Consider the following 24,280-nt stretch of genomic DNA (forward strand, 5'->3'; position numbering starts at 1 on the left):
TCAGCGCCGCGGCTCAATCCAGAAACTAGCGTCGGCCAACTTCTCCTGCTTGGGCTTGCCGCGCAGCTTCGGCAGCTTGACCTTGATGTCCGGCACGCGCACGTCGGGCAACTGGTCGAGCAGGTGGCGCATCAGGGCGAGGCGCCCCTGCTTCTGGTCGTTGTAGTCGACCACGAACCAGGGCGCGTGCGCGGCGTGGGTGCGCTCCATCATCACATCACGCAGGTGGCCGATCTCGGCGTATTTTTCGCGGGCGGCCAGATCCACCGGAGAGAGCTTCCAGCGCTTGAGCGGGTCGGCCGCACGCTCGGCGAAGCGGGCTTCCTGCTCGTCCTGGTCCACCGCCAGCCAGTACTTGAGGATCAGGATGCCGCTGTCGGCCAGCATGCGCTCGAACGCCGGGCAGTCGTCCAGGAACTGGGTGTACTGCGCCTGCGTGCAGAAGCCCATCGCCGGCTCGACCACCGCGCGGTTGTACCAGCTGCGGTCGAACAGCACGAGTTCGCCGGCGGCCGGCAGATGCGCCACGTAACGCTGGAAATACCACTGCGTCGCTTCGCGCTCGTCCGGCTTGGGTACCGCCACCACGCGGTAACCGCGGGTGTCCAGGCGGTCGGTGATCGCCTTGATCGTGCCTCCCTTGCCGGCCGCATCGCGGCCTTCGAAGATCACCAGCAGGCGCCGCCCGCTCTTGCGTAGCCAGCGCTGCACGCCGGTCAGCTCGATCTGCAGGGATTCCAGCTGCTGCTCGTAGGCCTTGCGCTTCATCGGGCGATCTCCGGCGGGGTGGCCGGGCGAGGGTAGCGCGTTGCGCATGCCCGGCGTCACCACCGGGTCAGGCCACGTCGGTGAGCGCCTTGAGCTGGTCGGCCTGGTCCTCGCGCATCAGCGCGTCGACGAGTTCGTCCAGGTCGCCCTGGAGCACTTCCGGCAGGCGGTAGAGGGTGAGGTTGATGCGGTGGTCGGTGATCCGGCCCTGCGGAAAGTTGTAGGTGCGGATGCGCTGGCTGCGGTCGCCGGAGCCCACCTGCAGGCGCCGCGACTCGGCCTCGGCGGCGGCCTGCTTCGCCCGCTCGGCGTCCAGCAGCTGCGCCTTCAGCCGCTTCATCGCCTTGTCGCGGTTGGCGTGCTGCGAGCGCTCGGTCTGGCACTCCACCACCATGCCGGTGGGCAGGTGGGTGATGCGGATCGCCGAGTCGGTCTTGTTGACGTGCTGGCCGCCGGCACCGGAGGAGCGGAAGGTGTCGACCTTCAGGTCGGCCGGGTTGATCGCGATGTCCTCGACCTCGTCCACGTCGGGAATGATCGCGACGGTGGCGGCCGAGGTGTGGATGCGGCCCTGCGACTCGGTGGCCGGCACGCGCTGCACGCGGTGGGTGCCCGACTCGTACTTCAGCCGAGAGAACGCACCCTTGCCCTCGATCCGCGCCACGGCCTCCTTGTAGCCGCCATGCTCGCCCGGGTGCGCCGACTCGATCTCGGTGCGCCAGCCGCGGCGCTCGGCATAGCGCAGGTACATGCGCATCAGGTCGCCGGCGAAGATCGCCGCCTCGTCGCCGCCGGTGCCGGCGCGCACTTCCAGGAACAGGTTGCCCTCGTCGCGAGGATCGGTCGGCAGCAGCAGGATCTGCAGTTCGCCGTCCAGTTCATCCAGTCGCTTTTCGAGCCGGGCCACGTCGTCGGCGGCCATCTCCCTGAGTTCCGGGTCGGCCAGCATCGCGCGGCTCTCGGCCAGCTCGCGTTGCGCCTGGTCGTGCTCGCGCAGGGCGTTGGCGACGGGTTCGAGCTGGGCGTACTCGCGCGAGAGGGCGCGGAAGCGATTGCCGTCGCCGATCACCTCGGGCTGGGCCAGCAGCAGGCCCACTTCCTCGTGGCGTTCGGCGAGGGCTTCGAGTTTGGCGCGGATGGAAGGGGTCATGGACGGGGCATTGGCGGAGGGCAGGGCGGGCGAACGGGCGGGGAGCCGGGCGTTCGCGTCGCTAATCCTCGCCGGCCTCGCGCTCCAGGCCGTACAGGCGTCCGGCCGCGTGCAGCAGGTCGAGGTCGCCGCTGAGGGCGGCCTCGCGCAGCGCGGCGCTGGGGTGGTGCAGCAGCTTGTTGGTCAGGGTGTTGGCGAGGAACGCGAGCGCCTCGTCCGGCGACTTGCCGCGGGCGATCATGCCGCGCGCCTTCTCCAGCACCTCGTCGCGGTACACCTCGGCGTGGTGGCGCATGTCCACCGCCGGATTGCGCACGCCCAGCGCGCGGCGCCAGGCCATGTAGCGGTCCACCTGCAGGTCGATGATGGCCTCCGCCTCGCGGGCGGCGGCCTCGCGCGAGCGCAGGTTGTCGTCGATCACCTGGCGCAGGTCGTCGATACCGTAGAGGAACACGTCCTCCATCGTGCCGACGCTGTCCTCGATGTCCCGCGGCACCGCGATATCGACCATGAACATCGGCTTGCGGCGGCGCGCGGCGATGGCCTTCTCGACCATCGCCCGGGTCAGCACCGGTTGCCGTGCCGCGGTGGAGGCGATCACGATGTCCGCCTCGGCCAGGTGCTGGGGCAGGTCGGCCAGGGCGATCGCGTAACCACCGTGGCGGGTGGCCAGCTCGTGGGCGTTCTCCAGCGTGCGGTTGGCCACGATCAGCCGGCTGACCTGCTTCTCGACCAGATGCCGGGCGGCCAGTTCGATGGTGTCGCCGGCGCCGAGCAGCAATACGCAGGCCTGTCTCAGGTCGGTGAAGACCTGCTCGGCCAGCCGCACCGCGGTGAACGCCACCGACACCGTGTGGGCGCCGATCCGGGTGTCGGTGCGCACCCGCTTGGCCACGGCGAAGGTGTGCTGCAGCAGGCGGTCCAGCGGCGCCTTCAGTGCCTGGGCGTCGCGCGCCTGCTGGTAGGCGTCCTTCACCTGGCCGAGGATCTGCGGTTCGCCCAGCACCATCGAATCCAGTCCGGTGGCCACGCGGAACATGTGACGCACGGCATCGCCGTCGCGGTGGAGATAGAGGAACTCGTCCAGCTTGCCCGGGGTCAGATGATGATGTCGGTTCAGCCAGGCCTGCGGTACGTCCTCCGCGCCGTCGGCGACACCGACATAAAGTTCGGTGCGATTGCAGGTGGACAGGATCATGGCCTCTTCCACCCCGGGTTCGCCGGTGAGCTCGCGCAGGGCCTCCTCGGTCGACCCCGCGTCGAAAGCCACCTGCTCGCGCAGGTTGACCGGCGCGGTGAGGTGGTTGAGCCCGAGGGCGATCAGCGGCATGACGAGGCAGACATTTCGGCGACTAGGGTGTCCGGCGGCGTAGGCTAAGCTTGGTGCTCGTCGCGTGCGATGACGGAAACAGCCGAAACAGGCGAACAGATGAACGATAGTGTGCTGAGCAGGTGGGCCAAGTTCAAGCAACTGCGGCATTTTGCGGTGGCCGGGGGCCTCGCGCTCGCCGCCACCGGTTGTGCCACGGTTCGGCCCGGTGGGGCGCCGGAGGGCCCTCGCGGCGAGGCGCAGCCGCTCGCCCGGATGGTGGTGGCCACGCCGGATGCCGACCACGACGTGCTGGCCCAGCTGCTGGCCGCGGAGATGGCGCTGACCCACTCCGACCTCAAGACGGCCGCGGCCGGCTACGGCAAGGCGGCGCAGCTCTCCGGCGACGCCCAGGTGGCTGAGCGCGCTACCGAACTGGCGTTGGCGGTGCACGACGATGCCGCCGCGGAGCGGGCGCTGGCACGCTGGCAGGCTCTGGGTGCACCAGCGCCCGACCTCGCGCAGAGCCGGGCCCAGCTCGCGCTCGATCGCGGCGATGCTGCCGAGGCGCGGAAGCAGCTCGAGCAGCTGATCGCACTCGGTGGCCCGGATGCCTGGCGCCGCTTCGGGCGCGTACTGGTCGGGGCGCGCGACTCCGCGCAGGCGGCCCGCCTGCTCGAGGCCATGGCCACGCCGGAACGCCTGCCCGATGACGAGCGGGCCTGGCTGGCGATGAGCGAACTGGGCGAACGGCTGGGGCGACGCGGCTATGCGCTGCGTATCGGCAAGGCCGCCGTGCAGCGCTTCCATACGCCGACCACCTACGCCTGGACGGCGCAGATGATGCTCCGCGCGGGCGACCGCGATGGTGCGAAGAACCTGCTGCACAAGGCGATCGTGGACCATCCGGGCGAAACCCGGCTGCGGCTCGCGTACGCCACCATGCTCGCGCAGGGCGGGGACTACCCGGCGGCCGCGAAATTCCTCGCGTCGGGCAAGCAGAGTGCGGATATCTACAACCTGCGGGCAGCGCTCGCCGCCAAGGCCAACGACCGCAAGACACTGGCGGCGCTGTACCGGCAGCTGAAGAACGCCAGTCCCGACATCCGCGACGCCAGTACCTTCCTGCTCGGCCAGTTGGCCGAGATGCAGGGCATGAAGCAGGCGGCGCTGGACTGGTACGACCAGGTCGGCGACGACGACCCGCATGCCTTCGATGCGGATCTGCGCAGCGCGATCATCCTGCATCAGCAGGGCAAGCGCGCCGAAGCGCACGAACTGCTCGGCCAGCTGGAAACCGCCTATCTCGACGAGCCCGGACAGCTGCGCCGCGCCTACGAGGCCGACGCCGACCTGTACATGACCGAGCAGCACTACCCGCAGGCGGAGGTCGCGTTCAGTCGTGCCCTGCAGGTGGTGCCGGACGACCCCGGGCTGTTGTATGGACGCGGGCTGGCTTATGCCGAGTCGGGCAAGATCGATCTCGCCGTGGCCGATCTGCGCCGTCTGTTGCAGCTCAAGCCTGACGACGTCGATGCCAGCAATGCGCTGGGCTACACCCTGGCGGATGCCAATCGCGACCTGCCGGAGGCCGAGAAGCTGATCGGGCAGGCGCGCAAAGCCAAGCCGGACGATCCGGCCATCGCCGATTCCTGGGGCTGGCTGCAGTATCGGCTGGGGCACCTGGATCAGGCGGTTGCGGTGCTGCGGCAGGCCTGGAAACAACGGCAGGACGCCGATGTCGGCGTGCACCTGGGCGAGGTGCTCTGGAAGAGTGGCCAGCATGACGAGGCAAACCGTGTGTTCGACCAGGTGCGCAAGCTCGATCCCGGCAATGCCAGCCTGTTCAGCACGCTCAAGCGGCTGAAACCGTGAGGGTTGCACGCTTCCTGGTCGGGCTGGGTGCGCTGGCCCTGCTCGCGGGCTGTGCCCCGGCTGTGCGGCTGAAGGGCGATGCGGCGATGTACCGTGCCCAGCAGCAGCGCGAGCACGCGCTGGCGGGCACCGAACACTGGTCGCTCAGCGGTCGCCTGGGCGTTTCCGACGGCCACCAAGGAGGCAGCGGCAGCCTGGAGTGGCATCAGGACGGGGATCATTACGACTTCCAACTGCGTGCTCCGATCACCGGCAAGAGCTTCCGCCTCACCGGTGGTCCCGACGGTGCCCTGCTCGAGGGGCTGGATGGTGGCCCGTTGCGCGGCCCGGATGCCGAGTCGCTGATGCGCAAGGCACTGGGCTGGGAAGTGCCGCTGTCGGACCTGCGTGCCTGGGTGCTTGGCCTGCGCGCCGACAGCGGTCCGGCCGAGCTTCGCTTCGGCGAGGACCATCTGCCTTCGCTGCTGCTGCAGGATGGTTGGACGGTGGATTACCGGAGTTGGGACCAGAGCCGCCAGCCCGCCCTGCCGGTGCAGATCTTCGCGACCAAGCCGCCCTACAAGGTGCGCCTGTTCGTGGAGTCCTGGCAGCTGAAGTAGCCGGGAGCGGGTAGGCTATCGGCCCCGCGCGGACGCCGTATCGTGAGCCGCCTCATCGCAAGAGCCCCCATGAACGCAGTCATCGAACGTGCCCGGCCGGACGAGGTGGACGCGCTTCGCGCCATCGAGCGCGCGGCCGTGCAGCTGTTTCGCGGCCACCCGGCCTGGACGTTCTATGCCGATATGGCGATTCCGCCGGAACTGCTGTGTGCGGCGGTTGCGCGTGGCGTGGTGTGGGTGGCGCGAGCCGCCGTCGGCGGGGAGCCGCTCGGCTTCGTCTGGCTGGACGATACCTTGCCGGGCGATGCCATCGGCATAGGCGAGCTGGACGTGTTGCCGGAGCACGGTCGCCGCGGCATTGGCGCCGCGCTGCTGGAGCATGCCTGCGACTGGGCACGTGCAGCCGGTTACGACCGGGTCGATCTGGGTACGCTGGCCGACGTGCCGTGGAACGCGCCGTTCTACGCCCGGCACGGTTTTGTCGTGGTCGACAAGGACGATCCGACCTTCGCCTTCGCCCGTGAACGCGACCGCGAAAACGGCTTTCCCGACCGCCTCCGGGTCTTCATGAGCCGCCCGCTGCCGCCGCTCGATGCGAGCAGTTGGAGCGTCTGGCCGGCACCGGCCAAGCTCAACCTGTTCCTGCGCATCACCGGACGCCGGCCCGACGGATACCACGAGCTGCAGACGGTGTTCCGCCTGCTCGACTGGGGCGACGAGGTGCGCCTGCGCGTGCGTGACGATGGACGGATCCACCGCCATGGCGGCCTTCCGGGCGTTCCCGAAGACAGCGACCTCACCGTGCGTGCCGCGCGCCTGCTGCAGGAGGCGTCGGGATGCCGACGGGGCGCCGACATCGCGGTCGACAAGCGCATTCCGATGGGCGGCGGCCTGGGTGGCGGCAGTTCCGACGCGGCCACCGTGCTGGTGGCGCTCGATCACCTTTGGGGCACCGGGCTGGGCGAGGATGCGCTGGCCGAACTCGGCCGTCGGTTGGGGGCCGACGTGCCGGTGTTCGTGCGGGGGCGCTCGGCCTGGGCCGAGGGGATCGGCGAACGACTGGATCCGCTGGAGCTGCCGCGGCGTAGCTACGTGGTACTGGATCCGCGCGAACACGTGCCTACCGCGGCCCTGTTTCAAGCGACTGAATTGACACGAAATGCCCCCCGGGCGACAATTTCGTCCTTTGTTTCGGGCGAAACAGCCGAGAATGCCTTCGAGCCAGTCGTACGCGCGCACCATCCGCGCGTGAACGCGGCGCTGGAGTGGCTCGGCGGTTTCGGGCGGGCGAAACTTTCCGGCAGTGGCGGGTGCGTGTTCCTGGAAACGCACTCGCCGACCCGGGCGATGACGATTGCCGCGCGGTGTCCCGCGGAATTCGTCGCCCAGGTAGCCGCCGGAGCGGATCGTTCGATGTTGCACCGTGCGCTGGATCGCCACCGCCGCACGGGGCAGGCGAGGCACACAACGTAATACTGGGGCGTCGCCAAGCTGGTTAAGGCACGGGATTTTGATTCCCGCATGCGCAGGTTCGAATCCTGCCGCCCCAGCCATTCAAGCCAGGACCTTACAGGTCGAGAGGAATTGTCCGTGGACACGTCAGCTAGCCCGATGCTCTTTACCGGCAACGCGCACCGCGCGCTCGCCGAAGACGTGGCGCATCGCCTGGGCATCCCGCTGGGCAAAGCCCTGGTCGGCACCTTCAGCGATGGCGAGGTGCAGATCGAGATCGAGGAGAACGTCCGCCGGCAGGAAGTGTTCGTGCTGCAGCCCACCGGTGCACCGAGCGCGGAGAACCTGTTCGAGCTGCTGACCCTGGTCGACGCGCTTAAGCGGGCGTCGGCGACCAGCGTGACCGCGGTGATCCCGTACTTCGGCTACGCCCGCCAGGACCGTCGCCCGCGTTCTGCGCGCGTGCCGATCACGGCGAAGATGGTGGCCAAGCTGATCGGTACCGTCGGCGTGGACCGCGTGCTCACCGTCGACCTGCATGCTGACCAGATCCAGGGCTTCTTCGACATCCCGGTGGACAACGTCTACGCCTCGCCGATCCTGCTGGCCGACATCTGGCGCAACTTCGCGATGGACGACCTGATCGTGGTCAGCCCGGACGTCGGCGGCGTGGTGCGCGCCCGCGCGCTGGCCAAGCGGCTGGACGACGCGGACCTGGCGATCATCGACAAGCGCCGGCCGAAGGCCAACGTGGCCACGGTGATGAACATCATCGGCGACGTCGACGGCAAGACCTGCGTGCTGGTGGACGACATCGTCGATACCGCCGGCACGCTGTGCGCGGCCGCCGCGGCGCTGAAGGAGCGCGGCGCGCGCAAGGTGGTGGCGTACTGCGTGCACCCGGTGCTGTCCGGCGCGGCGATCCGCAACGTGGAAGGCTCGCAGCTGGACCAGCTGGTGGTCACCAACACGCTGCCGCTGCGCCCCGAGGCACAGGCCTGCGCGAAGATCCGCCAGCTCTCGGTCGCCGAGCTGCTGGCCGAAACCATTCGCCGCATCGCCTTCGGCGAGTCGGTGAGTTCGCTGTACGTGGATTGATTCACGCCGGGCGGGGTCGGCCACACGGCCGCTCCCGCTTGGCGAAAACCGACTTTCCTGGTCGCGGGAAAGTCACTCCGCCGCCGTAAGGCGGCGTTTCCAAACCAAGGTAGTAGACCAATGTCCAAGACCCATGAAATCAAGGCCGAGAGCCGCAAGGACGAGGGGAAAGGTGCGAGCCGCCGCCTGCGTCGTGCGTCGTACGTGCCGGCCGTCGTCTACGGTGGCAAGCTGCCGCCGCAGAGCATCCAGATCGAGCACAACACCATCCTGCTCGCCGCCAAGCACGAGTGGTTCTTCTCCTCCGTGCTCGACCTGAACATCGACGGCAGCGTGCAGAAGGTGTTGGTGCGCGACTGGCAGAAGCATCCGTACAAGCAGCAGATGCTGCACATGGACTTCCTGCGTATCGACGAGAACGCCGCCGTGCGCGTCAGCGTGCCGCTGCACTTCCTGAACCAGGAGAAGTCCCCGGCCGGCAAGACCTCCGGCGTGGTGGTCTCGCACAACCTGACCGAGCTGGAAGTGTCCTGCCTGCCGAAGGACCTGCCGGAGTTCGTCGAGGTCGACCTGACCGACCTGAAGCCGGGCCAGATCGTCCATCTGTCGCAGATCAAGCTGCCGAAGGGCGTGGAGATCCCGGCCCTGTCGCTGGGTGCCGACCACGACATCGCCGTCGTCACCGCCAACACGGTGAAGGAAGAGGCCGAAGAGGCCCCGGCCGCCGCCGAGGGCGAAGAGAAGCCGGCTGGCGACAAGAAGTAAGCCTGCTTCCGCCCGCGCCGTCAGCGGCGTGGGCGGAATCGGCTTGCCGGACGCATGGCAGGACTTCGACTCATCGTCGGGCTGGGCAATCCCGGCGCCGAATATCTCCGAACCCGGCACAACGCCGGGTTCTGGTTTGTGGACGCCCTGGCAGCGTCACAGGGCGAGCGCTTCAGCTTCGACGGCAAACTGCATGGCGAAGCATGCCGTGTGCGCGTGGGCGGCGAGCCGGTGTGGCTTCTCAAGCCCTCCACGTTCATGAACAAGAGCGGCATTGCCGTCGCCTCGGCGCTGCGCTACTACAAGATCGAACCGTCCGAGTGCCTGGTGGCGCACGACGAGCTGGATCTGCCGGCCGGTACCGTGCGAATGAAATTCGACGGTGGCCACGGCGGCCAGAACGGCCTGCGCGACATCGCCGCGCACCTGGGTCACGGCAAGTACCATCGGCTGCGCATCGGTATCGGCCACCCGGGCCACAAGGACCGGGTGACCTCGTGGGTGTTGGGTCGACCGTCCGCGTCTGACGAGGACGCCATCCTCGACGGCATCGCCCGGGCGCTGGAAGCGCTGCCGCTGGCGGTTGACGGCCAGTTCGACAAGGCGATGCAGCAGTTGCACACGGTGGGGGCAGGGGACGGCAAGAAGGGAGCGTGAGCGCCTGAACGAGCGCGCCGCCCCGGCTGGATCCCTGTTTCCGTTTCCTGTTTCCCCCTCAAGTTTCCGGAGCTCCATCATGGGCATCAAATGCGGCATCGTCGGCCTGCCCAACGTCGGCAAGTCCACGCTGTTCAACGCGCTGACCAAGGCCGGCATCGCCGCGGCCAATTTCCCGTTCTGCACGATCGAGCCGAACGTGGGCGTGGTGCCGGTGCCCGACGAGCGCCTCAACGCGCTGTCGGCGATCGTCAATCCGCAAAAGGTGATCCCCACCGCGGTGGAGTTCGTCGATATCGCCGGCCTGGTCGCCGGCGCGTCCAAGGGCGAAGGCCTCGGCAACAAGTTCCTGGCGCACATCCGCGAGGTCGACGCGATCGCCCACGTGGTGCGCTGCTTCGAACACAGCGACATCGTGCACGTGGCCGGCAAGGTCGACCCGATCGCCGACATCGAGACCATCGACACCGAGCTGGCGCTGGCCGACCTCGATTCGGTCGAGAAGGCGTTGAACCGTGCCGAGCGCGCCGCCAAGGCCAACGACAAGGAGGCGCTGGCGAAGAAGCCGGTGCTGCAGAAGCTCGCCACGGGCCTCAACGAAGGCAGGACCGCGCGCAGCCTGGGCCTGGACGAGGAGGAAAAGGCGCTGGTGCGCGACCTGTTCCTGCTCACCCTCAAGCCGCTGATGTATATCGCCAACGTGCGCGAGGACGGCTTCGAGAACAACCCGCACCTGGACGCCGTGCGCGCCCGCGCCGCGGAGGAGGGCGCCGAGGTGGTGCCGGTGTGCGCGGCCATCGAGGAGGAGCTGTCCCAGCTCGACGATTCCGACCGCGACGAATTCCTCAAGGACCTCGGGCTGGAAGAGCCGGGCTTGAACCGCGTCATCCGTGCCGGCTACAGGCTGCTCAACCTGCAGACCTACTTCACCGCCGGCGTGAAGGAAGTTCGCGCCTGGACGATCAAGCGCGGCTTCACCGCACCGCAGGCGGCGGGGGTGATCCATACCGATTTCGAGCGCGGCTTCATCCGTGCCGAGACGGTCTCCTTCGACGACTTCGTCCAGTACCGGGGCGAGGCCGGCGCCGCGGCAGCCGGGCGCCTGCGCAAGGAAGGCAAGGATTACGTGGTGAAAGACGGCGACGTCCTGCACTTCCTGTTCAATGTCTAATCGCGCGGAGGGCAGACTCCCGGGCCTGCCCTCCGTCACCTCATTTGCCGCCGTCGGCCTCGTCGATGATCTTTTTCTGGATGCGGTCGAGGTAGGCATCCAGTTCCGACGTGCCGGTGAACACCTCGCTGACCGGCACCGCCTTGACGATGTCGAAGACCTTGCGGACCTGCGGTTGCGGATCCAGCAGCAGGGTGTGTCCGCCCAGGGTGCGGGTGGCCTTGCGGATACGCGCCACGCTGCGCAGCCCGGCGCTGCTGATGTACTCCAGGCCGGCCATGTCCAGCACCACGGTGGCGCCGTGCGGCAGCTCGGTCAGCAGCGGCAGTGCCGCGCCGTCGAACTCCAGGTAGGTATTGGCATCCAGGCGCCCGTGCAGGTGCAGGACCAGGCGGTCGGGAGAGGGTCGTTCCGTGCGCAGTTCGATCGTCATGTTGGCGATTCCGTCTGATCGGGTTGGATGAAGCGCAGCTGCAGGTGATTGCCGTCGCGGTCGTGGTGATAGGTCAGCTCGCTGGCCATTGCGCGCACCAGGTGGATGCCCAGTCCGCCCACTTCTTCCGCGTCGGCCACGTCTCCCGAGAGTGCGGGTACGGAGGCCTGCAGCGGGTCGAATGCCATGCCGTCATCGTGCAGTTCGGCGAGTACGGCGCCTTCGTTGGTGCGCAGGTGTAGCCGGATCGACCCATCGGCCGGGTTCTCGTGGCCGTGCTGGACCATGTTCACCATCAGCTCCTCGAGCACGAGGCGCACGTCTTCGCGTATGCCGACGGCCACGCCCGCGTCGTCCAGCACGGACTCGCAGCGCTCCAGGGCGGCGAACACATCCTCCAGGGTGGTCTTGAGCGTCAGGTCCAGCATGCCGGCTTCCTCCCGGGATCGATGGTGCCAGCTGAGTGCGAGGATCGTGATGTCGTCGGTCTGGTCGCAGCCTTCGGCGAATGCATCCACATCTGCCATCAGCCGGGCGGTGAATTCGCCGGGAGCCGTCGGCGGAGGTGCCCGCTCCAGGCTGGCCAGCGTGCGCTCGATGCCGAACATGCTGCCATCGGGCGCTCCGGCCTCGGTGATGCCGTCGGTATACATCAGCAGCGTATCCCCGGCTTCCATCGTCAGCTCCTGTTCGACGTAGCCCGCATCCTCGTCCAGTCCGATCGCCGGTCCCGTAGTGACCTCGACGAGGCGCCCGGTACCCCCCTGGTAGAGGATGGGGGGCTCGTGTCCCGCGCTGGCCAGCACCAGCCGGCCGTCCGACGTGTCGAGCACGCCACACAGCAGGGTGATGAACATGCAGCTTTCGTTGCCCTGGCACAGCTCGCGGTTGAGCTGGTCCAGCAACAGTGCGGGATGGCGCGCGCGTGGCGCCAGCGCCTTGGCCAGGGTGATCGCGCGGGCCATGAACAGCGCGGCGGGAATCCCCTTGTCCGACACGTCTCCCACCATCAGGCAGAAGTGCCGCTGGTCGAGCATGAAATAGCTGTACAGGTCGCCTCCCACCGCACGCGCCGGGCGCAGCGTGGCGTGGAGCTCGAACATGGCGCAGCGGGCATCCAGATAGTGCTCGCTGGGCAGCAGGGCCACCTGGATCTGATGGGCGATCTCCAGCTCGCTGCGCAGGCGCTCTTGTTCCCGGGTGGCCCGGGTCAGTTGTTCCAGGTGATGCGCCAGCTGCCGCCGCATCCGGTCGAAGGCGTGCGTCAATCGGCCGATCTCGTCGCGGCGACGGATCCGGGGCAGGGTGAAGTCCAGCTCGCCGCGCGCCACGTGCTCGGCGCGACCGGTCAGGGTCGCCAGCGGTGAGAGGGTGCGTCGGGTGACCACCAGGGTGATGACCGCGATGCCCAGCATCGCCAGCAGTCCGAGCGATAGCTCGCGCATGAACAGGCGGCGGAGGCTGCTTTCCAGCTGCGCTTGCGGTACCAGCAGGCCCAGCGTCCAGCCGGTGCCCGCTACCGGAGCGTGATAGATCCACGCGCGTCCGGAGACGCTGGGGTCGATACCCGCCCGCAGTTCCCCCGGTGCGTCTCCGGCCATGGCCAACGCCTGCCGCAGCTCGGGCGTGGCCACTAGGCCCAGCCTGGCGGTGCCGTCATGGGCGAGGAAGTGTCCCTCGTGGTCGACCACGAACATGACGGCTCCGTCCGGGCGCTTGAGCGAGCCCAGGACGCTCTGCAGCCACGCCAGTGTCACGTCGGCATTGACGATGCCGATGCTTCGCCCGGCCGAGCGAATCGCCACCGAATAGTTGATCAGGCGCTCCTGTCGGGACTGCGAAAAGAACGGCTTCTGCCAGCAGCCATCCGTGCAATCCAGGCCCGACCGGAACCACGGTTGTTCCCAGTAGCGGGTGCCGTCATGGCTCAGGTCGCGCCGAGTCAGCGTGCCGTTCGGCTGGCGGTCGACGAACGGCGCGACGGGCGGATGAGTGGGGTCGTCGGGAGTCCACGCAAACAGGATGCCCGCCAGATCGGGGTTCGCCTTCAGGGCGTCGGAGGCCAGTTGCGCGGTCGGGTCGGAGCGGGTCCGGGCGAGTCGCGCCAGCAGTCGGGTTACCTCGCCCGCGCGGGCGAGATGGGCTTCGATGCCGTGTGCGGCGGCGAGCGCCAGGGTGCCTCCCTCGCGATGCGCCGAGCGCAGCCAGGTCTGGCGCAGGTGGCCGAGCAGGAGCAACCCGACGACGGTGAGCACCAGGGCCGAGCCAAGCAGGCTCCACAGCGCCAGTCGCGACGCAATACTGCGCAATCCCCGCATGCGCGCCTCCCCTGGCTCCCTCGGGTGTCTCGCCGTCTCCGCGGAGTCCGTCCGCAAGCCGGCCTGTGCGGGCATACTGCACGTTTTCTATGCACGGGAGCAGTGCCCATGCCGGGACAGCAGAGCGAAGTCACCTTTCGGTTCCTGGCCGAGCCCACCGATGTCAATTTCGGGGGCAAGGTCCACGGTGGCATGGTGATGAAGTGGATCGACCAGGCCGGCTACGCCTGTGCGGTGGGCTGGAGTGGGGCCTATTGCGTCACCGCCTCGGTCAGCGGCATTCAGTTCGTCAAGCCGATCCTGATCGGCGACCTCGTCACGGTACGGGCGCGCCTGATCCACACAGGTACCACCAGCATGCACCTGGCGGTCGATGTGCAGGCGAGCGACCTGCGGACCGGCGAACGTCGTCTCGCCACCAGTTGCGTGATGGTGTTCGTTGCGCTGGACCGTCCGGACGGCCGCCCGACGGCCGTGCCCACCTGGACGCCCCGCAACGAAGAGGATCAGCGCCTGCAGGAACACGCGCGCCGCCTTATGGAGATGTCCAAGGCGATGGAGGCCCAGGTCGTGGCTATGCCATCGGAGCCTGCTTCGGACTAGATCGCGCGCCGCCCGCTTCCACGGAAAGCTTGCCCTGCCGTTGCGAACCGAGCATCATGCGCGCCCCGTGCGGTTTCGCGGCTGGCCGTGCTCCGGAAAATGTCGGTAAAGTGTTGACAGTATCCGGGGGCGTGGCGAAAATAGCCGTTCTTTGTTGGAGGGATACCCAAGCGGCCAACGGGGGCAGACTGTAAATCTGCTGGCTTACGCCTTCGGTGGTTCGAATCCACCTCCCTCCACCAGTCAGGTTCCGCGCAGGTTTTCGATCGATCGGGCGGGAGTAGTTCAACGGTAGAACCTCAGCCTTCCAAGCTGATGGTGCGGGTTCGATTCCCGTCTCCCGCTCCATTGAACTCGGCCTCAAGTTTTCCGCTCATGTAGCTCAGTCGGTAGAGCACTTCCTTGGTAAGGAAGAGGTCGCTGGTTCGATTCCAGTCATGAGCACCACCTCAGGTGGCACGTCCAGCAGGGCTGGCCGGCGCCACCATTGAGTTTTTCTAACTTCAATCGACTCCATCGGGGTTTAACGCGTATGGCAAAGGGTAAATTCGAGCGCACCAAGCCGCACGTCAACGTGGGCACGATCGGTCACGTGGACCACGGCAAGACGACGCTGACGGCGGCGCTGACGAAGATCGGCGCAGAGCGCTTCGGTGGCGAGTTCAAGGCGTACGACGCGATCGACGCGGCGCCGGAAGAGAAGGCGCGCGGCATCACGATTTCGACCGCCCACGTCGAGTACGAATCGCCGAACCGCCACTACGCGCACGTGGACTGCCCGGGCCACGCCGACTACGTGAAGAACATGATCACGGGTGCGGCGCAGATGGACGGCGCGATCCTGGTGTGCTCGGCCGCGGACGGCCCGATGCCGCAGACGCGCGAGCACATCCTGCTGTCGCGCCAGGTGGGCGTGCCGTACATCGTGGTCTTCCTGAACAAGGCGGACATGGTGGACGACGCCGAGCTGCTCGAGCTGGTCGAGATGGAGGTGCGTGAGCTGCTGTCGAAGTACGACTTCCCGGGCGACGACACGCCGATCATCAAGGGTTCGGCGCTGAAGGCGCTGGAAGGTGATCAGAGCGAGATCGGCGTGCCGGCGATCATTGCGCTGGTGGACGCGCTGGACAGCTACATCCCGGAGCCGCAGCGCGACATCGACAGGCCGTTCCTGATGCCGGTGGAAGACGTGTTCTCGATCTCCGGTCGCGGCACCGTGGTGACCGGTCGCGTGGAGCGCGGCATCATCAAGGTCGGTGAGGAAATCGAGGTCGTGGGTATCCGCGACACGCAGAAGACCACCGTGACCGGCGTGGAAATGTTCCGCAAGCTGCTGGACCAGGGCCAGGCGGGCGACAACGTGGGCCTGCTCCTGCGCGGCCTGAAGCGTGACGACGTGGAGCGCGGCCAGGTGCTGGCCAAGCCCGGTTCGATCACCCCGCACACGGACTTCGAGGCCGAGGTGTACGTGCTGTCGAAGGACGAGGGTGGCCGTCATACCCCGTTCTTCAAGGGTTACCGTCCGCAGTTCTACTTCCGCACGACCGACGTGACCGGCGCCTGCCAGTTGCCGGAGGGTGTGGAGATGGTGATGCCGGGCGACAACGTGAAGATGGTGGTGAGCCTGATCCACCCGATCGCGATGGACGAGGGTCTGCGCTTCGCGATCCGCGAAGGCGGCCGTACCGTCGGCGCCGGCGTGGTGGCCAAGATCATCAAGTAAGCGGTAAAGTGGCAAGTCGCCCGTTGGGCTGGCTGCCGGGAAGGAGGCGAGGGCGGGTTCCGTTCCTCGCCCTCCCTGACGCAGAGGCGTCCCCGTCGGTTGGTCGAGCGTGCGGCTTTGCTTGTTTCTGAACTTCAGTACGCCAGTAGCTCAATTGGCAGAGCAGCGGTCTCCAAAACCGCAGGTTGGGGGTTCGAGTCCCTCCTGGCGTGCCACTCTTGCAAGGAGCGATGGCGGATAGTGCGGATCGGTCGCCAAGGCGGTCGTCGCTGCATCCGTCCAGTGCGCATGAACACCAAGGCAGAACAATCCCGGGGCATTGGCGCCGGAGATATTGGCAAGCTTGTGCTGGCCGGGCTGGTGCTCGTGGCCGGCATCGGCGCGTACTCCTGGTACGACGGCGTGGGCAAGGTGCCGCAGTCGGTGCTGCTGATTGGCGTGCTGGCCTCCATCGTCGCCTCGCTCGCGATTGCGGCCTTTACCGAACCGGGTCGCCGTCTGAAGGGGTTCATCGCCGAGTCGCAGTTCGAGTTGCGCAAGGTGGTCTGGCCCAACCGGGACGAGACCATCAAGACCACGGCAGTCATTATCGTGGTGGTGATCGTGCTGTCCCTGTTGCTGGGGCTGATCGATCTGATCCTGAAGTCGGTCGTGCTCGACTGGCTGCTCAAGCTGGGTTCGTGAGGTAAGTGAGCATGAGCAAGCGTTGGTATGTGGTGCACGCCTATTCGGGCTTCGAGAACCAGGTCAAGCGTTCGCTCGACGAGCGGATCAAGCGCGCTGGCATGGAGGAGAAGTTCGGCGAAGTGCTGGTGCCGACCGAGGAAGTGATCGAAATGCGCGCCGGCCAGAAGCGCCGCAGCGAGCGCAAGTTCTTCCCTGGTTATGTGCTGGTGCAGATCGAGACCGACACCGAGGGCAAGGGGCCGCGCATCGACGACGAGTGCTGGCACCTGGTCAAGGAGACGCCCAAGGTCATGGGCTTCATCGGCGGCACCGCCGACCGGCCGTTGCCGATCCGTGACAGCGAGGCCGATGCCATCCTCAGCCGCGTCCGCGAGGGCGTGGAGAAGCCCAAGCCCAAGGTGTTGTTCGAGCCGGGCGAGATGGTTCGCGTCACCGATGGCCCGTTCAACGACTTCAACGGCGTGGTCGAAGAGGTTAATTACGAGAAGAGCCGCCTGCGCGTGGCCGTGCTCATCTTCGGTCGCTCGACCCCGGTCGAGCTGGAGTTCGGCCAGGTCGAGAAGGCCTGACCCATTCCCGTTGATCTGTGGTCGTGGCCTGCGCCGAACCGGGTTCTGGCTCGCCACTTGCTTAAAAGCTGATCAATCTCTAAACTACGCGGTTCACGCTGGGGCTTTTCAGTCTCTGCGTGTTCGCGTTTTCAGTTGCCTGCCGGAGGGCGGGCATTCCATCGTCCGGGAAGGACATGAAGCGAGGAGCCGCAAGGCGCCTGCACTCGCAAGGAAAATCCCATGGCAAAGAAAGTTGTCGGCTACATCAAGCTTCAGGTCAAGGCCGGTCAGGCCAACCCGTCGCCGCCGGTCGGTCCGGCCCTCGGTCAGCGCGGCCTGAACATCATGGAGTTCTGCAAGGCGTTCAATGCCGCCACGCAGAAGATGGAGCCCGGTGCCCCGGTTCCGGTGGTGATCACCGCCTACTCGGACCGCAGCTTCACCTTCACGATGAAGACCTCTCCGGCCACGTTCTGGCTGAAGAAGCTCACCAATACTCCGAAGGGTTCGTCCAAGCCGAACACCGACAAGGTCGGCAAGGTGACCCGTGCCCAGCTCGAAGAGATCGCCAAGCAGAAGCAGCCCGACCTGACGGCGGCTGATCTGGATGCGGCCGTGCGCACCATCGCCGGCAGCGCTCGTTCGATGGGTCTGGTGGTGGAGGGCTAAGACATGGCAAAGCTGACGAAGCGTATGAAGGCGGCCCAGGCCGCGGTGCAGCCGGGCAAGGTCTATGGCCTCGACGAAGCACTGAAGATCATCAAGGACAACGCCAAGGCGAAATTCGCCGAGTCGATCGACGTGGCCGTGCGCCTCGGCATCGACGCGAAGAAGTCGGACCAGGGCGTGCGTGGCTCCTCGCTGCTGCCGCACGGCACCGGCAAGACCGTCAAGGTCGCCGTGTTCTGCCCGGCCGGTGAGAAGGCCGAGGCCGCCAAGGCTGCCGGTGCCGACGCCGTCGGCATGGACGACCTGGCTGAGCGCATGCAGGCCGGCGACCTCGACTTCGGTCGCGTGATCGCCACCCCCGACGCGATGCGCGTGGTGGGCAAGCTGGGCCAGCTGCTGGGTCCGCGCGGCCTGATGCCGAACCCGAAGGACGGCTCGGTCACCGCCGACGTGGTCACCGCGGTGAAGAATGCCAAGGCGGGCCAGGTGAAGTTCCGCAACGACAAGGCGGGCATCATCCACGCCACCATCGGCAAGGCCAGCTTCGAGGCGTCCCAGCTGGCGGACAACCTCAACATGCTGATCTCCGATCTGCTGAAGGCCAAGCCGGCGACGGCCAAGGGCCAGTACCTGCAGAAGGTCGCCCTGTCGAGCACGATGGGCGTGGGCGTGCCGGTCGATACTTCGTCGCTGACGGTTGCGGCGAAGTAAGCAATTCAAGCCCTGCCGGTCTTCGGGCCTGGCAGGCAGTTTTTGAAGGTAGCCCCGGCGGCATGTCCGCCGAGGTCGCCGTCAAAGACCGCAGGCGCGTTCCGCGCGCGATGACGACGGGCAGGGAGCTCGTGCTGGCAGGGAATCGCCGTCATCGAAAGCGGGAGCGCTTAATCGGGATCCGGTTGCGGACCCTGGCCTGCGCAGATGGTGTTGCCCCTTCTGGAATCGTTTTTCTGGAAAGGCCACCACCCGGGATCCCTCAAAGGATCCCCGACGTCACGGAAGGCGTCGCCCAGGACCGCAAGCGGCAGGAGTCGCGAGCGGATTTCATAGTGGAGGAGTGATATGGCTCTGAATCTCTCTCAGAAGCAAGAAGTAGTCGCCGAACTGGCCGAAGTGGCCGCGAAGGCGCACTCCTTGGTCGCCGTCGAGTACGCGGGCACCACGGTCGAACAGATGACCGCGATGCGCAAGAAGGCCCGCGAGTCGAGTGTGTTCCTGAAGGTTGTCAAGAACACGCTGGCATCGCGCGCTGTGGTCGGCACCGAGTTCGAGGTCGTCAAGGACGCCCTGACCGGTCCGCTGCTGTACGCGTTCTCGCTCGAGGAGCCCGGTGCTGCCGGTCGCCTGATCAAGGAATTCGCCAAGACCAACGACAAGCTGAAGGCCAAGGTCGTTTCCGTGGAGGGCAAGCTGCTGCCGGCCGCCCACGTGGACGTGCTGGCCTCGCTGCCGACCCGCGAAGAAGCGCTGGCCATGCTGGCTCGCGTGCTCGCCGAGCCCGCTGCGATGTTCGCCCGCGCCGTCAAGGCCGTGGCCGACAAGCAGGGCGGTGGCGAAGCTGTCGCGGAAGAAGCCCCGGCGGAAGCCTGAGTTCGTCGTCTATCCCATTCGATTCAATTTCCAGAGGTAAAACACAATGTCCCTGACCAACGAACAGATCGTTGACGCCGTCGCCGCCAAGTCGCTGATGGAAGTGATGGAGCTGGTGAAGGCCATCGAAGAGAAGTTCGGCGTGTCCGCCGCCGCCCCGGTGATGATGGCCGCTGGCCCGGCCGCTGGCGCCCCGGCTGCCGAAGAGAAGACCGAGTTCGACGTCGTCCTGGTGAACGCCGGCGACAAGAAGGTCGACGTGATCAAGGCTGTCCGCGCCATCACCGGCCTGGGCCTGAAGGAAGCCAAGGATCTCACCGAGGCCGGCGGCGTCCTGAAGGAAGCCGTGTCGAAGGAAGACGCCGAGAAGTTCAAGAAGGACCTGGAAGCCGCCGGCGCCAAGGTCGAACTGAAGTAATTGGCGCTCTTGCGCGCCATCAGTTTGATCTAGCGTCACGCAAGCCTGGGGGCGTAAGCCCCCGGGCTTTGCCTGTTGCAAGGGCTGGCCTCGTCGCCATCCCGTTTCACCGAGTCACCCGAAAAGGCAGTACTGAGCGGCCGGACACCGGCTACTGATTCCTGTCTTTTTGATGTCCCGTCGGGCCTGCCTGGCCGTCCGGAGCATCACCGCTTTCCAAAATTAGCCGGTGTGTGCACCACCGGCGTCACTGCGAACCGAGGCGTCACCGACCATGACCTACTCGTTTACCGAGAAGAAGCGCATCCGCAAGGATTTCGGCAAGCGTCCGCCCGTGCTGGGCGTGCCCAACCTGCTGACCATCCAGACCGACTCCTATCGCGAATTCCTGCAGGAGCATGTCGCCCCGAAGCAGCGCGACGAAAAGGGTCTGCACGCGGCCCTGAAGTCGGTTTTCCCGATCTCCAGCTACTCCGGCAATGCTGCGCTCGAGTACGTCGACTACCGCCTCGGCGAACCGGCGTTCGACGAGCGCGAGTGCCGCAACCGTGGCATGACCTTCGGCGCGCCGCTGCGCGTGACCGTGCGCCTGGTCATCTACGACAAGGACAGCCCGGCGTCGAAGAAGGCGGTGAAGTACGTCAAGGAGCAGGAGGTCTACATGGGCGAGATCCCGCTCATGACCGACACCGGCACCTTCATCATCAACGGCACCGAGCGCGTCATCGTCTCGCAGCTGCACCGTTCGCCGGGCGTGTTCTTCGACCACGACCGCGGCAAGACGCACAGCTCGGGCAAGCTGCTGTTCTCCGCGCGCGTGATCCCCTACCGCGGCTCCTGGCTGGACTTCGAGTTCGACCCGAAGGACGCGCTGTTCACCCGCATCGACCGTCGCCGCAAGTTGCCGGTGACGGTGCTGCTGCGCGCGCTGGGTTACACCAACGAGGAGATGCTGCAGATCTTCTTCGAGCACAACGTGTTCCACTTGGGCAAGAAGGGTGGCACCACGCTGGAGCTGGTCGCCGAGCGCCTGCGCGGCGAGACCCTCACGTTCGACCTGATGATCGGCGACAAGGTGCTGGTGGAAGCCGGCAAGCGCATCACCGCGCGCCACGTGCGCCAGCTGGCGGCCGAGAACATCACCGCGCTGGAAGTGCCCGACGATTACCCGGTCGGCCGCATCCTGGCGATCGATGTCGTCGACGCCAAGACCGGCGAGCTGCTGGCTGCAGCCAACGACGAGATCACCGCCGAGCATCTGGAGGCGTTCCGCAAGGCGGGCATCGAGACGCTGCCGACGCTGTACGTGAACGACCTCGATCGCGGTGCCTACATCTCGCACACCTTGCGCATCGACAACACCAAGACGCCGCTCGAGGCGCTGGTGGAGATCTACCGCATGATGCGTCCGGGCGAGCCGCCGACCAAGGATGCCGCGCAGAACCTGTTCTACAACCTGTTCTTCACCTTCGACCGCTACGACCTGTCGGCGGTCGGCCGCATGAAATTCAACCGTCGCGTCGGTCGCCAGGACATCCTGGGCCCGGGCGTGCTCTACGACCACAAGTACTTCTCCGAGCGCAAGGAAGAAAGCGCGCAGGAGCTGGTGGCCGCGCAGGGCGAGACGTCGGACATCCTCGACGTGCTCAAGGTGCTGATCGACATCAAGAACGGCCACGGCACCGTGGACGACATCGACCACCTGGGCAACCGCCGCGTGCGCTCGGTCGGCGAGATGGCCGAGAACACCTTCCGCATCGGCCTGGTGCGCGTCGAGCGCGCCGTGCGTGAGCGCCTGTCGCTGGCCGAGTCCGATGGACTGACCCCGCAGGACCTGATCAACGCCAAGCCGGTAGCCGCGGCGGTGAAGGAGTTCTTCGGCTCCTCGCAGCTGTCGCAGTTCATGGACCAGAACAACCCGCTGTCGGAAGTCACCCACAAGCGTCGCGTCTCGGCCCTCGGGCCGGGCGGCCTGACCCGTGAGCGTGCCGGCTTCGAGGTGCGCGACGTGCACCCGACCCATTACGGCCGCGTCTGCACCATCGAGACCCCGGAAGGCCCGAACATCGGCCTGATCAACTCGCTGGCCGTGTACGCCCGCACCAATTCCTACGGCTTCCTCGAGACGCCGTACCGCAAGGTCGAGAACGGCAAGGTGACCGACAAGGTCGATTATCTGTCGGCGATCGAGGAGGGCGACCACGTGATCGCCCAGGCGAACTCGCCGCTGGACAAGCACGGCGCCTTCATCGAGGACTTCGTGTCCTGCCGCTTCCGCGGCGAGTCCGAGCTGCGCCCGGCGAAGGAAGTCGACTACATGGACGTCTCGCCGATGCAGACCGTGTCGGTCGCGGCGGCGCTGGTGCCGTTCCTGGAGCACGACGACGCGAACCGCGCGCTGATGGGCGCGAACATGCAGCGCCAGGCCGTGCCGACGCTGCGTTCGCAGACCCCGCTGGTCGGTACCGGCATCGAGCGCGCCGTGGCGCGCGACTCGGGCGTCATCGTCACCGCCAAGCGCGGCGGCGTGATCGACCAGGTCGACGCGGCGCGCATCGTGGTGCGCGTGAACGAGGAAGAGGTCGGCGACAACGACGCCGGCGTCGACATCTACACGCTGACCAAGTACACCCGCTCCAACCAGAACACCAACCTCAACCAGCGTCCGCTGGTGAATGTCGGTGACGTGGTGGCGAAGGGCGACACGCTGGCCGACGGTTCGTCGACCGACCTGGGCGAGCTCGCGCTCGGCCAGAACATGCTGATCGCCTTCATGCCGTGGAACGGCTACAACTTCGAAGACTCGATCCTGCTCTCCGAGCGCGTCGTGCAGGAAGACCGCTACACCTCGATCCACATCGAGGAACTGTCCTGCATCGCGCGCGACACCAAGCTGGGTGCCGAGGAAATCACCGCCGACATCCCGAACGTGGGCGAGCAGGCGCTGGCGCGTCTGGACGAGTCCGGCATCGTGTACATCGGCGCCGAGGTGAAGGCGGGCGACATCCTGGTCGGCAAGGTCACGCCGAAGGGCGAGAGCCAGCTGACGCCGGAAGAGAAGCTGCTGCGCGCGATCTTCGGCGAGAAGGCGTCCGACGTGAAGGACAGCTCGCTGCGCGTGCCGCCGGGCATGGACGGCACGGTCATCGACGTGCAGGTGTTCACCCGCGACGGCATCGAGAAGGACAAGCGCGCCAAGCAGATCGAGGAAACCGAGATCAAGCGCATCCGCAAGGACCTTGACGACCAGTTCCGCATCCTCGAGGGCGCGATCTACAACCGCATGCGCATGCAGCTGGTCGGCAAGTCCGCGATGAGCGGTCCGGGCGGCCTGAAGCGCGGTGCGGAGATCACCGACGCCTACCTGGACGGCCTTAAGAAGGACGACTGGTTCAAGATCAACGTCAAGGACGAGGACGTCACCGAGTTCCTCGAGCGCGCGGCCGACCAGGTCAAGCGCCACAAGGAGGAGTTCGACAAGCGCTTCAAGGAGAAGCAGGGCAAGATCACCCAGGGCGACGACCTCGCGCCGGGCGTGCTGAAGATGGTCAAGGTGTTCCTGGCCGTGAAGCGCCGCATCCAGCCCGGCGACAAGATGGCCGGTCGCCACGGCAACAAGGGCGTGGTGTCCAACGTGGTGCCGGTGGAAGACATGCCGCACATGGCGGACGGCACCTCGGTCGACATCTGCCTGAACCCGCTGGGCGTGCCGTCGCGCATGAACATCGGCCAGATTCTGGAAGTGCATCTGGGCTGGGCCGCCAAGGGCCTGGGCAAGAAGATCCAGAAGATGATCGAGGCCCAGGAGAAGGTGACGAAGATCCGCGAGTTCCTCGACCAGATCTACAACCACCACGTCTCCGGCGCCGTGCAGCACGTCGACCTCAAGTCGCTGACCGACCAGGAAATCCTGACCCTGGCGAACAACCTGCAGGAAGGCGTGCCGATGGCGACGCCGGTGTTCGACGGTGCCGAGGAGTCCGAGATCAAGGCGATGCTGAAGCTGGCGGATCTGCCCGAGTCGGGCCAGACCACGCTGTTCGACGGCCGCACCGGCGAGGCGTTCGATCGCCCGGTCACCGTCGGCTACATGCACTACCTGAAGCTCAACCACCTCGTCGACGACAAGATGCACGCGCGCTCGACCGGCCCGTACTCGCTCGTCACCCAACAGCCGCTGGGCGGCAAGGCGCAGTTCGGCGGCCAGCGCTTCGGTGAGATGGAAGTCTGGGCGCTGGAAGCCTACGGCGCGGCCTACACCCTGCAGGAAATGCTGACGGTGAAGTCCGATGACGTGCAGGGCCGCAACCAGATGTACAAGAACATCGTCGACGGCAACCACGAGATGACGGCGGGCATGCCGGAATCCTTCAACGTGCTGGTGAAGGAAATCCGTTCGCTCGGTATCGACATCGACCTGGAAGAGATCAAGTAACCGACGGGTTAC

General features: G+C 66.7%; 21 protein-coding genes and 5 tRNA genes. 21 read left to right on the top strand and 5 right to left on the bottom strand.

What is annotated here, in order from left to right:
• From ppk2 to hemA, 3 genes are all read right to left on the bottom strand, one after another.
• Positions 1–768 (bottom strand): polyphosphate kinase 2, encoded by a 768-nt coding sequence (gene ppk2, locus NC595_RS09140; RefSeq protein WP_253566044.1) that lies wholly within the window; start codon positions 766–768, stop codon positions 1–3.
• Between the two features lie 67 nt (positions 769–835).
• A complete protein-coding gene (gene prfA / locus NC595_RS09145) occupies positions 836–1,918 on the bottom strand; it encodes a peptide chain release factor 1 (protein ID WP_253566045.1) in 1,083 nt (360 codons plus the stop codon).
• A gap of 61 nt (positions 1,919–1,979) precedes the next feature.
• Positions 1,980–3,248: a glutamyl-tRNA reductase gene (hemA, locus tag NC595_RS09150; protein WP_253566046.1), complete on the bottom strand. Its 1,269-nt coding sequence runs from the start codon at positions 3,246–3,248 to the stop codon at positions 1,980–1,982.
• Between the two features lie 99 nt (positions 3,249–3,347).
• On the opposite strand from hemA, the gene NC595_RS09155 reads away from it, so the two are divergent.
• The 8 genes from NC595_RS09155 (at position 3,348) to ychF (ending at position 10,844) form a co-directional block, all read left to right on the top strand.
• Positions 3,348–5,102 (top strand): tetratricopeptide repeat protein, encoded by a 1,755-nt coding sequence (locus tag NC595_RS09155; protein WP_253566047.1) that lies wholly within the window; start codon positions 3,348–3,350, stop codon positions 5,100–5,102.
• Positions 5,099–5,701 (top strand): lipoprotein insertase outer membrane protein LolB, encoded by a 603-nt coding sequence (gene lolB / locus NC595_RS09160; protein ID WP_253566048.1) that lies wholly within the window; start codon positions 5,099–5,101, stop codon positions 5,699–5,701. The genes NC595_RS09155 and lolB overlap by 4 nt, the downstream gene beginning before the upstream one ends.
• 69 nt (positions 5,702–5,770) lie before the next feature.
• The gene (gene ispE, locus NC595_RS09165) at positions 5,771–7,174 is read left to right on the top strand and encodes a 4-(cytidine 5'-diphospho)-2-C-methyl-D-erythritol kinase (protein ID WP_253566049.1); all 1,404 of its coding nucleotides are present in this window, start codon (positions 5,771–5,773) and stop codon (positions 7,172–7,174) included.
• A gap of 3 nt (positions 7,175–7,177) precedes the next feature.
• Positions 7,178–7,254 (top strand) — tRNA-Gln (locus tag NC595_RS09170).
• Between the two features lie 58 nt (positions 7,255–7,312).
• On the top strand, positions 7,313–8,251 hold the full coding sequence (locus tag NC595_RS09175) for a ribose-phosphate diphosphokinase (RefSeq protein ID WP_063672352.1): 939 nt from the start codon (positions 7,313–7,315) through the stop codon (positions 8,249–8,251).
• 120 nt (positions 8,252–8,371) lie between these two features.
• Entirely contained in the window at positions 8,372–9,016 is a 645-nt protein-coding gene (locus NC595_RS09180) for a 50S ribosomal protein L25/general stress protein Ctc (RefSeq protein ID WP_253566050.1), read from the top strand.
• Between the two features lie 54 nt (positions 9,017–9,070).
• Entirely contained in the window at positions 9,071–9,673 is a 603-nt protein-coding gene (gene pth / locus NC595_RS09185) for an aminoacyl-tRNA hydrolase (RefSeq protein WP_253566051.1), read from the top strand.
• Between the two features lie 79 nt (positions 9,674–9,752).
• A complete protein-coding gene (gene ychF / locus NC595_RS09190) occupies positions 9,753–10,844 on the top strand; it encodes a redox-regulated ATPase YchF (protein ID WP_253566052.1) in 1,092 nt (363 codons plus the stop codon).
• Between the two features lie 40 nt (positions 10,845–10,884).
• On the opposite strand, the gene NC595_RS09195 is transcribed toward ychF, so the two are convergent.
• Both NC595_RS09195 and NC595_RS09200 read right to left on the bottom strand, forming a co-directional pair.
• Positions 10,885–11,277 carry an STAS domain-containing protein gene (locus tag NC595_RS09195; RefSeq protein WP_253566053.1) on the bottom strand — a complete coding sequence of 131 codons (393 nt, stop codon included), beginning with the start codon at positions 11,275–11,277 and terminating at the stop codon, positions 10,885–10,887.
• Positions 11,274–13,595 carry a SpoIIE family protein phosphatase gene (locus tag NC595_RS09200; protein ID WP_253566054.1) on the bottom strand — a complete coding sequence of 774 codons (2,322 nt, stop codon included), beginning with the start codon at positions 13,593–13,595 and terminating at the stop codon, positions 11,274–11,276. Before NC595_RS09200 ends, NC595_RS09195 begins: the two co-directional genes overlap by 4 nt.
• Positions 13,596–13,703: 108 nt before the next feature.
• On the opposite strand from NC595_RS09200, the gene NC595_RS09205 reads away from it, so the two are divergent.
• The 13 genes from NC595_RS09205 to rpoB all read left to right on the top strand — a co-directional run bounded on the left by NC595_RS09205 (position 13,704) and on the right by rpoB (position 24,268).
• Entirely contained in the window at positions 13,704–14,198 is a 495-nt protein-coding gene (locus tag NC595_RS09205; RefSeq protein WP_063672340.1) for an acyl-CoA thioesterase, read from the top strand.
• Positions 14,199–14,354: 156 nt separating this feature from the next.
• Positions 14,355–14,440 (top strand) — tRNA-Tyr (locus NC595_RS09210).
• A 32-nt stretch (positions 14,441–14,472) separates the two neighbouring features.
• Positions 14,473–14,546 (top strand) — tRNA-Gly (locus NC595_RS09215).
• A 23-nt stretch (positions 14,547–14,569) separates the two neighbouring features.
• Positions 14,570–14,645, top strand: a tRNA-Thr gene (locus NC595_RS09220).
• 85 nt (positions 14,646–14,730) lie between these two features.
• Positions 14,731–15,921 carry an elongation factor Tu gene (gene tuf / locus NC595_RS09225; protein ID WP_253566055.1) on the top strand — a complete coding sequence of 397 codons (1,191 nt, stop codon included), beginning with the start codon at positions 14,731–14,733 and terminating at the stop codon, positions 15,919–15,921.
• A 139-nt stretch (positions 15,922–16,060) separates the two neighbouring features.
• Positions 16,061–16,136 (top strand) — tRNA-Trp (locus NC595_RS09230).
• Positions 16,137–16,209: 73 nt separating this feature from the next.
• Positions 16,210–16,605: a preprotein translocase subunit SecE gene (gene secE, locus NC595_RS09235; RefSeq protein ID WP_253566056.1), complete on the top strand. Its 396-nt coding sequence runs from the start codon at positions 16,210–16,212 to the stop codon at positions 16,603–16,605.
• An 11-nt stretch (positions 16,606–16,616) separates the two neighbouring features.
• Positions 16,617–17,177: a transcription termination/antitermination protein NusG gene (nusG, locus tag NC595_RS09240; RefSeq protein WP_017463268.1), complete on the top strand. Its 561-nt coding sequence runs from the start codon at positions 16,617–16,619 to the stop codon at positions 17,175–17,177.
• A 222-nt stretch (positions 17,178–17,399) separates the two neighbouring features.
• Positions 17,400–17,828 carry a 50S ribosomal protein L11 gene (gene rplK, locus NC595_RS09245; RefSeq protein WP_063672339.1) on the top strand — a complete coding sequence of 143 codons (429 nt, stop codon included), beginning with the start codon at positions 17,400–17,402 and terminating at the stop codon, positions 17,826–17,828.
• 3 nt (positions 17,829–17,831) lie between these two features.
• Positions 17,832–18,539, top strand: a complete 708-nt coding sequence (gene rplA, locus NC595_RS09250) for a 50S ribosomal protein L1 (RefSeq protein WP_253566057.1) — start codon at positions 17,832–17,834, stop codon at positions 18,537–18,539.
• A 348-nt stretch (positions 18,540–18,887) separates the two neighbouring features.
• On the top strand, positions 18,888–19,415 hold the full coding sequence (gene rplJ, locus NC595_RS09255; protein WP_017463271.1) for a 50S ribosomal protein L10: 528 nt from the start codon (positions 18,888–18,890) through the stop codon (positions 19,413–19,415).
• A 46-nt stretch (positions 19,416–19,461) separates the two neighbouring features.
• Positions 19,462–19,833: a 50S ribosomal protein L7/L12 gene (rplL, locus tag NC595_RS09260; RefSeq protein ID WP_063672335.1), complete on the top strand. Its 372-nt coding sequence runs from the start codon at positions 19,462–19,464 to the stop codon at positions 19,831–19,833.
• A gap of 274 nt (positions 19,834–20,107) precedes the next feature.
• Entirely contained in the window at positions 20,108–24,268 is a 4,161-nt protein-coding gene (gene rpoB, locus NC595_RS09265; RefSeq protein WP_253566058.1) for a DNA-directed RNA polymerase subunit beta, read from the top strand.
• Positions 24,269–24,280: the final 12 nt, after the last annotated feature.

This window comes from Dyella lutea (assembly GCF_024158035.1).
In the GTDB taxonomy this organism is placed as follows: Bacteria; Pseudomonadota; Gammaproteobacteria; order Xanthomonadales; family Rhodanobacteraceae; genus Dyella_A; species Dyella_A lutea.

Coding starts and splice junctions, on each gene's coding strand:
- ppk2 (WP_253566044.1), bottom strand. CDS start 768: ATGAAGCGCAAGGCCTACGAGCAGCAGCTGGAATCCCTGCAGATCGAG.
- prfA (WP_253566045.1), bottom strand. CDS start 1,918: ATGACCCCTTCCATCCGCGCCAAACTCGAAGCCCTCGCCGAACGCCAC.
- hemA (WP_253566046.1), bottom strand. CDS start 3,248: ATGCCGCTGATCGCCCTCGGGCTCAACCACCTCACCGCGCCGGTCAAC.
- NC595_RS09155 (WP_253566047.1), top strand. CDS start 3,348: ATGAACGATAGTGTGCTGAGCAGGTGGGCCAAGTTCAAGCAACTGCGG.
- ispE (WP_253566049.1), top strand. CDS start 5,771: ATGAACGCAGTCATCGAACGTGCCCGGCCGGACGAGGTGGACGCGCTT.
- NC595_RS09175 (WP_063672352.1), top strand. CDS start 7,313: ATGCTCTTTACCGGCAACGCGCACCGCGCGCTCGCCGAAGACGTGGCG.
- NC595_RS09180 (WP_253566050.1), top strand. CDS start 8,372: ATGTCCAAGACCCATGAAATCAAGGCCGAGAGCCGCAAGGACGAGGGG.
- pth (WP_253566051.1), top strand. CDS start 9,071: ATGGCAGGACTTCGACTCATCGTCGGGCTGGGCAATCCCGGCGCCGAA.
- ychF (WP_253566052.1), top strand. CDS start 9,753: ATGGGCATCAAATGCGGCATCGTCGGCCTGCCCAACGTCGGCAAGTCC.
- NC595_RS09195 (WP_253566053.1), bottom strand. CDS start 11,277: ATGACGATCGAACTGCGCACGGAACGACCCTCTCCCGACCGCCTGGTC.
- NC595_RS09200 (WP_253566054.1), bottom strand. CDS start 13,595: ATGCGGGGATTGCGCAGTATTGCGTCGCGACTGGCGCTGTGGAGCCTG.
- NC595_RS09205 (WP_063672340.1), top strand. CDS start 13,704: ATGCCGGGACAGCAGAGCGAAGTCACCTTTCGGTTCCTGGCCGAGCCC.
- tuf (WP_253566055.1), top strand. CDS start 14,731: ATGGCAAAGGGTAAATTCGAGCGCACCAAGCCGCACGTCAACGTGGGC.
- secE (WP_253566056.1), top strand. CDS start 16,210: ATGAACACCAAGGCAGAACAATCCCGGGGCATTGGCGCCGGAGATATT.
- nusG (WP_017463268.1), top strand. CDS start 16,617: ATGAGCAAGCGTTGGTATGTGGTGCACGCCTATTCGGGCTTCGAGAAC.
- rplK (WP_063672339.1), top strand. CDS start 17,400: ATGGCAAAGAAAGTTGTCGGCTACATCAAGCTTCAGGTCAAGGCCGGT.
- rplA (WP_253566057.1), top strand. CDS start 17,832: ATGGCAAAGCTGACGAAGCGTATGAAGGCGGCCCAGGCCGCGGTGCAG.
- rplJ (WP_017463271.1), top strand. CDS start 18,888: ATGGCTCTGAATCTCTCTCAGAAGCAAGAAGTAGTCGCCGAACTGGCC.
- rplL (WP_063672335.1), top strand. CDS start 19,462: ATGTCCCTGACCAACGAACAGATCGTTGACGCCGTCGCCGCCAAGTCG.
- rpoB (WP_253566058.1), top strand. CDS start 20,108: ATGACCTACTCGTTTACCGAGAAGAAGCGCATCCGCAAGGATTTCGGC.